Here is a 10,925-nt window from a genome sequence, read left to right as displayed (position 1 = left end):
ACGCTATTTTATACGTGCTGGTAAATATCAGAAAAGCCGTCCCTGTTTTTTCTGAAGGGACGCGTGCGGCGGCGACGCCTCGCCTGACGGGCCAAAAAGACTGTCCGCAAGCTTGCGGTGCGCCGCAGGCATGGCCAGGCCCTCCAGTTCTTCAGGGGTTGCCCATCGGTACTGGGTGGCGGCGGTGAGTTGCGGCGGCGTGGGGCAGGCGTCGCCCTGCGGCTTTGCCTGCGCGTTTGCGCCGCTGTTGGCCAGTTCAAGGCCAAAGCAGTGCAGGGTCAGCCGGTAGGTGGTGTAGCCGTGGCGTATGATGCCATATCTGGCGGCCACCTGCACCGCGAATCCCGTTTCTTCCATAAATTCACGCACCGTGGCCTGTTCCGGGCTTTCGTCCGGCTCGACCCTGCCGCCGGGGAATTCCCACAGGTTTCCCCATACGCCGGAAGGCGGACGTTTTTGCACAAAAATGTGTTTTCCTATGCAAAGCACGCCCGTGACTGCGCGCACCGGCGTGATGACTGCGCGCTTGCCCGGCACAGGCCGCTGATCCTGTATGCCCAGATGGCGGCTGATGCAAAAGCGGGCCAGAGGGCAAAGTTCGCAGCGCGGTTTTTTGCGGCAGATGAGGGCCCCCAGTTCCATCATGGCCTGGTTGTGCTCGCGGGATTTGCCTTCGGGCACAAGGCGCAGGGCCCATCGGTGGATTATGCCAGCAGCCGGGTCCTGCTTCACGGGGCTGTCCACATCAAAAATGCGCGCGATGACGCGCTCCACATTGGCGTCCACGCAGGGCAGCTTTTCGCCAAAGGCAATGCTGGCAATGGCCCCGGCCGTGTATGGCCCCACACCAGGCAGGGCGCGGATGGACGCGAGGTCGGAGGGAAACGCGCCCCCGTGTTCCGCCACGATTTTGCGGGCGGCAGCCAGGATGTGGCGGGCGCGGGAATAGTAGCCAAGGCCCTCCCACTGGCGGAGCACGTCCTCTTCATGAGCGGCGGCCAGAGTGGCGATGTCCGGGAAGCGCTGCATCCAGCGCAAAAAATAGCTGACGCCGCGCTCCATCTGCGTTTGCTGCAGCATGACTTCTGAAATCCAGACTTCATAGGGCGTGTAGCTGGCGCGCCACGGCAGGTCACGCTGATGGACGGAAAACCAGTCGAGCAGCGCCTGCCGCAGGGCGGGAAGGTGCTTGTCCGGCGGCAGGTGACAGCCCGGCGTCATGTGGCAGGCTGTTTCAGCCCCGGATTCGGCCGAAGTGGCTGGCTGGCAGGCGGGCTCAAGACCAGGCAAAAGGCTTGCGCCCTGGTGGGCGCTCTTGCCTGCGGACACGGCGACGGATGCTTTTTTGTTTTTTGCGGGCATGCAAGCAATCTATACCCGGCGGCAGGCATTGTCATCTTTCGGGGCATACTCTATATTCCGGCTCAGGGCGCGCTTTCCGCTTGGGCAGGCGCGTGCCGTCACCACTAAAGGAGCTATCATGGCTGACAATCCCACGGTTTTGCTGGAAACCACGTCCGGCGACATTTTGATCGAGCTCTTCCCCGACAAGGCCCCGAAAACCGTTGCCAACTTTTTGCAATATGTGGATGAGGGTTTTTACACCAACACCATCTTCCACCGCGTTATTCCCAGCTTCATGATTCAGGGCGGCGGCCTTGGCGCGCGCATGGACGAAAAGTCCACCCGCGAACCTGTGGCCAACGAGGCCGACAACGGCGTGAAGAACGAGCGCGGCACCATCGCCATGGCCCGCACCCGCGACCCGCACAGCGCCACGGCCCAGTTTTTCATCAACCTGGTGGACAACAGCTTTCTCAATCACAGCGCCCCCACCCTTGACGGCTGGGGCTATTGCGCCTTTGGCCGCGTGACCGAGGGCATGGATGTGGTTGACAAAATCGCCAAGGTAAAGACCAAGAGCATGGGCATGCACGAAAATGTGCCTGTGGATATGGTGCTTATCACCAACGCCAGCCGTTTCGAATAACATCCGTACCGCGCCATACGTTGACGGCGCTGCCGCCCAACGCTGACGCGCGTTCCGGCAGCCGGTTGATCCATGTTCAGGCCCCCGCTTTGCACAAGGCGGGGGCTTTGGTTATGGTGGAGACAAACAGTGTGCCCGACGTGTCCGTCAGGCGCACGCATGACGGCGGCAACGCCCTCAAAGGAGAAACACATGTCACGAGACATTATCAATGCCGTTCAGGCCCCGTACCGCCATTCCTGGAGCCTTCTGACGCAATTCATCGACGTCTGCCCCGAAAAGATATGGAATGAAACACGCGGCGGCTGGCCCGTGTGGCAGCAGATCGCCCATGCCCTTGCCGTGCTGAATTTTTTCACCCTTGGTGAAAACGACGCGCCCGCGTCAGCCCCCTGCGACATGGCCACCCTCATGCTCAAGGTTCAGGGCCCCTGCGCCATCGGCAAGGACGCCATGCGGGAGTATGCCGAAACCGTGCGTGCCGGCGTGGACGCCTGGCTGGACGGCCTTTCGGACAAGGATCTTACCCGGATCCACTCTGTGCTGAGCAAAAAGATAGGGCGCGACGTGGCCTATGGCGCGGCGGTGGCCATGCTGGCCAGCCATACCTGCTACCATATCGGCTCCTGTGACGCCGCGCTGCGGGATAACGGTCTGCCCGGCGTATTCTAAGGCACTGTAGTCACGAGCGCCTTTCCAGTTATTTCTGCGTCGAACTTCGCCTTTTATTCCGGTCGAGTACCATCAGAGTACACTCCCTGCATAAAAGGCTCGCTCTCCTTGATATAACTGAAAATTCATCCCGTGACTAAACTGACCAGGACAATGCTATGTTACATTGACTATTTTGTGGGGGAGGGACCCTTTTGCAAAAGGGTCTCCTCCCCCACGCCCCCACGCCCCCACCCCCTAAAACCTTTATTGCGTGTTATGTAATACAAAGCTTTTCGATCTGACGCGGGGCTCACGGAGTCCGCGCCATGGCAGCGGCCAGCCGGGGGGGCGTCCCGCAGAAAAAAACTGTGCATTGTGTGCAGAGGCGGCAAAAAAACAAGGAGAATACCATGACCACATGGAAGAATGATCCGGCCCATTCCCGCCTTGGCTTTGTAGTCAGGCATCTCACCATAACCGAACTAGCCGGCAGGTTTGCCGAATTCACGGTCACTGCCGAGATCGGCAAGGACGACCTCTCCGACGCAAAATTCAGCATGGCCGCCCAGACGGCCAGCATTGATACGGACGTGGCTGCGCGTGATGAACATCTGCGCAGTGGTGATTTCTTTGAGGCGGCGGTACACCCCGTCATGACCTTCGAGAGCAGCAAGGTGCGGCTTGAGGCGGCGGGCGAGGGCAAGATCAGCGGCACATTGACCATTCGCGGCGTGGCAAAGGACGTGACCTTCAACTTCCGCAGCAGCGAAGTGGTGACCAACCCCATGACGAAAAAGCCCACACGTTCCTTCAAGGTGTGGGGCGACATAAAAAGAAAGGATTTTGGCGTGGGCGTGAACGAGCCCGCCGCCATGGTGGGCGAGATTGTGCACGTCTCCGCCGATGCGGAGTGCTCGCCCGCTTAGCGCAATTTCAGCAAGAGAGGCTGTTTCAGATAACAATCTGAAATGATTTAGTTAAATGCTGATTAAAGAGCCTTCTGGAAACGCGCGGTTATCCCCTTTGGCGAAGCGCGATCTTTTAGTGAAGCAAGTCCGCCCAACGGAATAACTCAGCGTTTTCTTAAATAAAAAGGAGGCCCGCCCCCCCATGGGCGGGCCTCCTGGCCGTGTTGCCAACCTGGCTTTACGCCTTGCGGCGTTGACGCCACAGCACGGACATTGTTCCCAGATTCAGCAGCAGGCTGACGCCCAGCAAGGCCCGCAGGGGGGTGGCAAAACGGCCCCATGCGTCAGCGGCGGCGTCTGCCGTGGGGGCGGCGCCGCCGTTTTCGGCCACAGTAGTCTCGTGCACTACCCTGTGGCCCATGTTGTCGGCCATGATCACCCGCCATTGGCCCGGGGCATTGGGCACAAAGGCGAAGCGTCCCTGGGCGTCGGTGCGGCCGTTCTGGAATTCCATGCCCGCATCGGCCGGGCCGTAAACTTCCACATTCGCGTAGGCAGGCACTTCGCCCGTGGAATAGGCGAACTGCATGACAACGGCCTGCCCCTGAGGGATTTCGGCGGCGCGCAGGGCATGGGCAGAGGCGAGCCGCGCATTGACCATCACAAGGCAGGCGCAGAGCAGAAACAGGCTGAAAACCTTAGTGAACACGGCAACTCTCATGGTCATGCCGTCGCGTTATCGCACCGGGAAAACGTAGGTGGCCCGCAGGTGGTGCGCGTCGGCGTCCGTGCCCGGCGTTTTTTCAACGGTGGCGGTGCGGACCATCCAGAGTGCTGGCTTGTCCACGGCAAGGGCGGCTTTGCCCTGGGCGTCGGTGGCGGCCGTCACCTTGTAGGCGTCCTCTTCCTTGCTGAAGCCGTCGTGGGTCAGGCCCACGGTCGCGCCCGGCAGGGGTTTGCCGCGCAAAAGCACCTGTACGTTCATGACGCCGCCGGGCTTGACGGTGGCGGGATTGTCCAGCAGGACGATTTCCAGCATCTGGTTTTGCGGGGTTTTGTACAGCGTGTCATTGGCGGCAGGGTTGAGCAGGCTTTTGGCGAACTTTTCATACTTGCCCACCGAGCGGACTTTCTTGCCCTGCGCTTCAAGCTGCGCGCGGTTGCCCTCAAGCACGCCCTCCGTGGTTTCGCTCCATATCTGGGGCAGGCGGTGCCCCACCAGCAGGGCCGGGGCCGTGTCCGTCAGCGTAATGTCGCCCACAAGGGCGACAAGTGAAGCGTCTTCGGTCAGGGTCACAGGAGTGGATTTGCCCTTTTGCACCAGTTGCAGGTTCACGGTTTCGGGCTTTTCCGCTTCCTCGCTGATCATGAAAACATGCGAAGCCTGGGCCTGCACACGGGTTTTCTGCCCGGCGGCAGGAGTGGCCGTGTCGGGCTTGAGGATGAATTCGTGCGCCGTTGCGGGCAGGGCCGCGCCCAGCAGAGCCGTAAGGGCCAGACCACCGAGGATGGGTTTTGCCTTGCGGCCGATCTGCTGCAAAAGGTTCATGTCAGGCTCCTTGGATTAAGATGCTGTGCTGAAGGATTGTGTTACGTTTTTTTTAAAGATGCTACACAAGGGCAGGTTTTTTGGCAAGCAAAAAAACACGATTTTGTTAATCGTGTTACGGCACTCTGTAGAAACGCTTACTCTCAGGACGTATCTGCCCATGGGCAGCAAAAAAGGCCCGGTGGCGGGCCTTTATTGCTTGGCGTGAACTGTGGGGAAAAGCGAAATTGGATCAGCGCATGCTCAAAAGCTGGATGGCGGCCAGATGCTCCAGTTCCTCGGTCAGGCAAAGCGCTTCGGCCAGGGTCGCGCCCGTGCTGCACAGGCCGTGTCCTGCCATCCACACAGCCGGATGGTCGAGGCTTGCCCTGGCCACGGCGTCGGCCAGTTCCGCTGTTCCGGGCGGCAGAGCAGGGGCGAAGCCCAGGCGGGCGCGCCACACGTCCGCCTCAAAGAGCGGGAGGCGCAAAAAATCTTCCAGCCCGTCGTCTTCCTTTTCAAGGCGCAGGCTCAGGGCCAGCAGGCGGCGCGGGTGCGTGTGCAGTATGGCGCCGCATTGGGGCTTTGCGCGGTAAATGGCCAGGTGCATGCCGGATTCCGTTGACGCCGGGCCGCCGTGCAGCGGGGCCGCGCCTGCAATCTCCACAAGACAGCAGTTCTGCGGGGCAAGGCGGCCCTTGGCGGCCCCCGTGCAGGTCAGGCACGCGATGCCCTCATGCGGGGCGGGCAGGCGGCGGCTGGAGTTGCCGTTACAGCCCGAGAGCAGGCCCTGCGCCCACGCGTCCCGGCAGATGGCGCGCATTTCTTCCACGTAAGGGGCTATAAGTTCTTGTGCTGACTGAAAATCCTTGTGCATGCGTGTTCCTGCCAGTCAAAGGTTCTTTAGAGCATTTTGCTTTTGAAACAAGGAGTGCTTCAAAAGCAAAATGCTCTAGGCAGAATGCTGCCGAAATGCTTTATGTATTAAGGGTGATCTGCTCCGGACGGCCTTTTGCGGGTCGCAGGCCGAAGCGTTTCAGGCCTCAAAGTGGTCAAATCCGCCGCCAAGGCTGTCCAGAGGCGCGTTGTTGCACTCAATGCCGCCGCCAGATGTGACCACGCCAATGCTGTACAGGCCGGGAATGGCCGAGTGCAGGGGAGGCAGCATGTCGGGCGCGCAGGTGCCGAGCAGGGCGTAGTCCTCGCCGCCGAGCAGGGCTTCATGCACGGGATTTTTTCCCGTGGCCGCTGCGTAGCGCAGTAGTTCCGGGTGCAGGCGGCCTTGCGGCAGCACGATTTCCGCGCCGAGGCCCGTGCATTTTTCCGGGCAGACGGCGCTGAGTTCGCCTGTGAGGCCCAGCAGACGCGGCAGGTCGCGCATGATGCCGTCCGAAAGATCCATGAGGGCCGGAGGCCGCGCGTTGTATCCCGCGCGCGCCAGCATCAGTCCTGCGTCCACTTGCGGTGCGGGCCGCAGATGGGCCGCGCAGGCGGCGGGCCAGGCATCAAGGGCCTGACGCCCCTGCGCTTCCAGTTGGGCCAGACCTACGCGGGCTAGGCCCAGAGGGCCGACCACGAAGAGCACGTCTCCGGGCATGCTGCCGCCCCGCACCAGAAAATGGCCGGGGTCCGCCGTCTCGCCCCAGACGGTTATGGAAATGTGCAGACTCTTGCTGCGCGAGAGGTCGCCTCCGGCCAGCGCCATGCGGTGCTGACCGGCCACCTCGGCCATGCCGCTGAAGAATCTGTTGAGCCACTCCATATCCACCCAGGAGGGCAGGCCCAGGCAGAGCGTGAAGCCAAGGGGCCGCGCGCCGCAGCCCGCCAGGTCGCTGACATTGACGGCAAGGGCCTTGTAGCCCGTGTCTTCGGGCGAAAAATAGGAACGGCGAAAATGGATGTCTTCCAAAAAAAGGTCGCTGCTGACGCAAAGGGGCCGTCCGGCCTTGAGCACGGCGCAGTCGTCACCCCGGCCCAGCAGCAATGAAGGATGGGTCTGGGGAAAATATCCGGCCAGGCAGGCCAGTATGCGGTCTTCCGACAGTGGCGCGGCGGCGTCGCCGGACGATGGGGGCGCAACCATATCAATTCTCCATGAGCAGGTATTCGCTCAAAATGACCTTGAGGCCGAAGCCGGGAAAGTTCACCTGCACCTTTTCGGGCGACAGATGCTTGATAATCTTGCCGCGCCCGAAGATGCGGTGGGTGCAGTAGCAGAGTTCCCCCTGACCGGCGGCCGCGCCGCCTGTGGCCGTTGTGCCGGAACCGCCAGCCGTTGGGCTTTCACCCACGGCCGGGTTTTCCTGACGGGGGGCAAGGCCGCGCGGCCGCGCAAAGTTCAGGCCGGGCTCGGCATGTTCCTGTTCCGGGGGCAGCTGGCAATCGTCAAAGGCGGCGTAATCGCGGCTGGCCTGCGAGGATGTTTGGGAGGATGTCTGCGAATATGCCTGCGGCCGAGACAGGGGCCGGGCCAGTGGCTGATACGTGCCCGCGCCGCCGAAGCTGCCCGGCGTGCGGCGTGAAAGACCGCCGCCAAAGCCCTCCACCCATTCTTCCACAAGGCCGGGAGCCAGTTCGCGCACAAAGGGGCTCTGGTTCACGTGCTGGCTGCCGCGCTCGGCCCTGTTGTACAGGGAGGCCGGGGCGTAGAGATCCAGATGTTGGCGGGCGCGGGTGCAGGCCACGTACATGAGGCGGCGTTCTTCTTCAAAGTCTTCGGGCCGGGCCAGGGCGTGACGCGAGGGAAAGCGGTCTTCCACAAGATCGATGATGCACACGGCGTTCCATTCCAGCCCCTTGGCCGAATGCACGGTGGAAAGGGTGATCTTGCCTTCGGCGTCGTTTTCGTCCTCTTCGGGCGACTCCAGCGCCAGATCGGCCAAAAAAAGATCCAGATGCACGTAGCCCGAAGCCATCTGAATGATTTCTTCAAGACCCTGCTGACGGCGGGGCCAGTCTTCGGGGTACAGGGTTTCCAGCCGGGGGCGGTAGTGCTCCAGTATGGCCGCCAGCGTGGACGAGGGCGCCATGGGCCGCGCGCGCAGGTCGTTGATGAAGCGCATGTCTTCCAGAAAGCCGACGTGTTTGCCAAAGGCCTTTTCCGTGGCCGCCGCGTCGCCGCTGCGCGCCACGGCATAGAGCTTTTCCACTGTCTTGGGGCCGATGCCGCTGTGCTGGGCGGCCACGCGGGCAAAGGCGGGCAGGTCCAGAGGGTTGAGCAGCAGGCGGGCGTAGGCCATGACGTCCTTGACGTGGGCGGCCTCGGTATAGCGCAGGCCGCCGTACTTGCGAAAGCCGATGCCAGCCTGGTTGAGCGCCATTTCAAGGTTGTAGGAGTGGAAGCCAGCGCGAAAGAGCACGGCGATTTCGTGGGGCAAGTGCTCGCGCAGCAGTTCTTCGACGCGGCGCACCACAAGCTTGGCCTGGCTGGCGTCGCTCAGGGGCGTGACCAGGCGTACCGGCTCGCCGCCTTCCTTTCTGGTGAAGAGGTTTTTATGAAAGGACTCTGCCGCATGGGCCAGAAGGCTGTTGGCCACATCCAGCACGGGCTTGGTTGACCTGTAGTTTTCCTCCAGCCGTACGACCTTGGTACCCGGAAAAAAATTGGGGAAATCCAGAATGTTGCGAACGTTCGCCCCACGGAAGGCGTAGATGGACTGGGCCTCGTCGCCCACGGCCATGACGTTGCCTGGGGGCCCGTCTTCCGGCCCGGCCAGCAGACGCACGATGCGCGCCTGCACGAGGTTGGTGTCCTGGTATTCGTCCACAAGAATGTGGCTGAAGCGCTGGCGCAGGCTGGCGGCGGCCAGGGCATTGGTGCGCAGCAGGTCTTCAAGCTCGAAAAGCAGGTCGTCATAGTCCATGAGGCCTTTTTCGCGCCTGTAGGCGTTGTAGGCCTCGCCCAGGCGGGTCAGGCTTTCGGCATGGGGCAGCAGGTGAAAGGCCTCGCGCCGCAGCACTTCGTCCAGGGGCAGTTCCTTGTTGCGCGCCTTGCTGAGCAGGCCCACCACGGTCTGGGTTTTGGGAAAGGATTTGTCGCCCTTGCCCAGCTTGAGAGTGTCCTTGCAGTGCTTGACCGCTGCCGTGATGTCCGCGGCGTCCATAACCGTAAAGGGTCGGTCGGCCAGCCACGCGGGTTTCCAACGGCGCAGCACGCTGAAAGAAAAGGCGTGAAAAGTGCCGCCCTGAACGCCGGTAAGCCCCTGGTTCAGCAACAGTCCCGCGCGGTGCAACATTTCCTGGGCGGCCTTGCGGGTAAAGGTGAGCAGCAGCATGGCGTCGGGCGAGATGCCGTTTTCGGCCAGCCAGGCCAGACGGTACACAATGGTGCGGGTTTTGCCGCTGCCCGCGCCGGCCACCACCAGCACGGGGCCGTCGCCGCTGGTGGCTGCCTGGTATTGGGCTTGGTTGAGCGCTTGAGCGTAGTCGATCATGACGCGACCCTAGCACAAGGCTTTTCGGCCCGCCAGAGCGTCGTGCGGCTGGCAGCTTGTGGCGCAGCAACTTGACTTTGCCCGCAGCCGGGTTGAGTATCCGCCAAAATTGAGGGAATAGTACCGCATGAGTTTTTCACAGAATGACCTTGTCGTCGGGCCCGGCGCACGGCTGAGCCGTGGGCGCAGGCTTTTTTTCGCGCTGCTGCTCGCCATGCTGGGGGCATTCGGCCCCTTGAGCATAGACACCTATTTGCCGAGCCTGCCCCAGATCGCCGGGGATCTTTCCATCTCGACGGCTGCCACGCAGATCACCATCACCGCCTTTTTGCTGGGCATGGCCATTGGCCAGATATTCATAGGCCCCATTTCAGACAGTCGCGGGCGGCGCGGCCCCCTGCTGCTGGCGCTGGCCTTCTTCACGCTGGCGTCGTTTTTTTGCGCGCAGACAAGCTCCGGCCAAGGTTTTATCGCCTTGCGGTTTGCGCAGGGACTCAGCGGAGCCGGGGGCGTGGTGCTTTCACGCGCCATTGCCTGCGATCTTTTTCGCGGGCCGGAGCTCACAAGCTTCATGGCCGTGCTTATCGCCATTCAGAGCGTGGCCCCCATCGTGGCCCCGCTTTTGGGTGGCGGTCTGGCCGTACTGGGCGGCTGGCACGCGGTATTTATTTTTCTGACGGGTTTTGGCCTGCTGCTCGTGTGCCTGTGCGCCTGGCGGTTGCCGGAAACACTGCGTCCAGAGGCCCGGCGGCCCGGCGGCGTGCTGGCCTCCCTGCGCTGTACGGGCAAGCTCTTCAGCGAAAAGGCCTTCATGTGCTTTGCCGGGGTGCAAGGCTTCACCATGGCCGGATTTTTCGGCTATGTGGCGGCCTCGCCCTTTATTTTGCAGGATATGTACGGCTTTTCGCCCACGGCCTACGGCATGATCTTCGGGGCCAACGCGCTCAGTCTGTCTTTTATGGCCATCATTACCGGGCGGCTGGCCCGCCGCGTCAGGGAAGAAAGGCTGCTGGTGGCAGGAAACGTCCTGCGCTGGGTGGCCTGTCTGGCGGTGCTGGGCGTGACCCTGGCACGTCCGGCTTCGCCCTGGCCCCTCATTGCCGCCCTGTATTGCATGATAACGCTCCAGGGCGTGACCTTCGCCACCAGCTTCACCCTCGGCATCGCGGCGCAGGACGTGGGCGCGGGCGCGGCTTCGGGCGTGATCGGCGTGGCGGCCTTTATTTTCGGGGCGTTTTCCTCCCCGTTGGTGGGGCTGGCCGGGCCGGGAACCGCTGTCCCTCTGGGGATAGTCTGCGCCGTGACGGGAAGCGCCGCCCTGGCCTTGAGCCTTACGGGCACCAGGGCGCTGCGCCTGCGGCGCGAGCGGCTGGCCGCGACTTAGGGAAACGCTGACTGCTCGCATTCGCATT

The 10,925-nt window shown here is 62.3% G+C and carries 10 protein-coding genes; 4 read left to right on the top strand and 6 right to left on the bottom strand.

Annotated features, from left to right (window positions below):
• Positions 1–27: 27 nt before the first annotated feature.
• On the bottom strand, positions 28–1,362 hold the full coding sequence (gene mutY, locus DESU86_RS14600) for an A/G-specific adenine glycosylase (RefSeq protein ID WP_332068185.1): 1,335 nt from the start codon (positions 1,360–1,362) through the stop codon (positions 28–30).
• A 118-nt stretch (positions 1,363–1,480) separates the two neighbouring features.
• On the opposite strand from mutY, the gene DESU86_RS06580 reads away from it, so the two are divergent.
• The 3 genes from DESU86_RS06580 to DESU86_RS06570 all read left to right on the top strand — a co-directional run bounded on the left by DESU86_RS06580 (position 1,481) and on the right by DESU86_RS06570 (position 3,570).
• On the top strand, positions 1,481–1,990 hold the full coding sequence (locus tag DESU86_RS06580) for a peptidylprolyl isomerase (protein ID WP_179980328.1): 510 nt from the start codon (positions 1,481–1,483) through the stop codon (positions 1,988–1,990).
• Positions 1,991–2,182: 192 nt separating this feature from the next.
• Complete coding sequence (locus DESU86_RS06575; protein WP_179980327.1) at positions 2,183–2,662, top strand: DinB family protein; 480 nt, start codon at positions 2,183–2,185, stop codon at positions 2,660–2,662.
• 392 nt (positions 2,663–3,054) lie between these two features.
• The gene (locus DESU86_RS06570) at positions 3,055–3,570 is read left to right on the top strand and encodes a YceI family protein (RefSeq protein ID WP_179980326.1); all 516 of its coding nucleotides are present in this window, start codon (positions 3,055–3,057) and stop codon (positions 3,568–3,570) included.
• Between the two features lie 220 nt (positions 3,571–3,790).
• Here DESU86_RS06570 and DESU86_RS06565 read toward each other — a convergent pair whose 3' ends face one another.
• From DESU86_RS06565 to DESU86_RS06545, 5 genes are all read right to left on the bottom strand, one after another.
• A complete protein-coding gene (locus DESU86_RS06565; RefSeq protein WP_179980325.1) occupies positions 3,791–4,261 on the bottom strand; it encodes a hypothetical protein in 471 nt (156 codons plus the stop codon).
• 27 nt (positions 4,262–4,288) lie between these two features.
• The gene (locus DESU86_RS06560; protein WP_179980324.1) at positions 4,289–5,101 is read right to left on the bottom strand and encodes a DUF4198 domain-containing protein; all 813 of its coding nucleotides are present in this window, start codon (positions 5,099–5,101) and stop codon (positions 4,289–4,291) included.
• Between the two features lie 232 nt (positions 5,102–5,333).
• Positions 5,334–5,957: a class II aldolase/adducin family protein gene (locus DESU86_RS06555; protein WP_179980323.1), complete on the bottom strand. Its 624-nt coding sequence runs from the start codon at positions 5,955–5,957 to the stop codon at positions 5,334–5,336.
• A gap of 159 nt (positions 5,958–6,116) precedes the next feature.
• Positions 6,117–7,163: a thiamine-phosphate kinase gene (gene thiL, locus DESU86_RS06550; protein ID WP_179980322.1), complete on the bottom strand. Its 1,047-nt coding sequence runs from the start codon at positions 7,161–7,163 to the stop codon at positions 6,117–6,119.
• A 1-nt stretch (position 7,164) separates the two neighbouring features.
• A complete protein-coding gene (locus DESU86_RS06545) occupies positions 7,165–9,513 on the bottom strand; it encodes an ATP-dependent helicase (protein WP_179980321.1) in 2,349 nt (782 codons plus the stop codon).
• 127 nt (positions 9,514–9,640) lie between these two features.
• Between DESU86_RS06545 and DESU86_RS06540 the strand changes: the two genes are divergently transcribed.
• Positions 9,641–10,897, top strand: coding sequence for a multidrug effflux MFS transporter (locus DESU86_RS06540; RefSeq protein ID WP_179980320.1), 1,257 nt, complete (start codon positions 9,641–9,643; stop codon positions 10,895–10,897).
• Positions 10,898–10,925: the final 28 nt, after the last annotated feature.

It is taken from the genome of Desulfovibrio sp. 86, assembly GCF_902702915.1.
Classification (GTDB): domain Bacteria; phylum Desulfobacterota; class Desulfovibrionia; order Desulfovibrionales; family Desulfovibrionaceae; genus Desulfovibrio.
The sequence above is the reverse complement of the archived record's forward strand: the minus strand, read 5'-3'. Positions and strand labels throughout refer to the sequence as shown.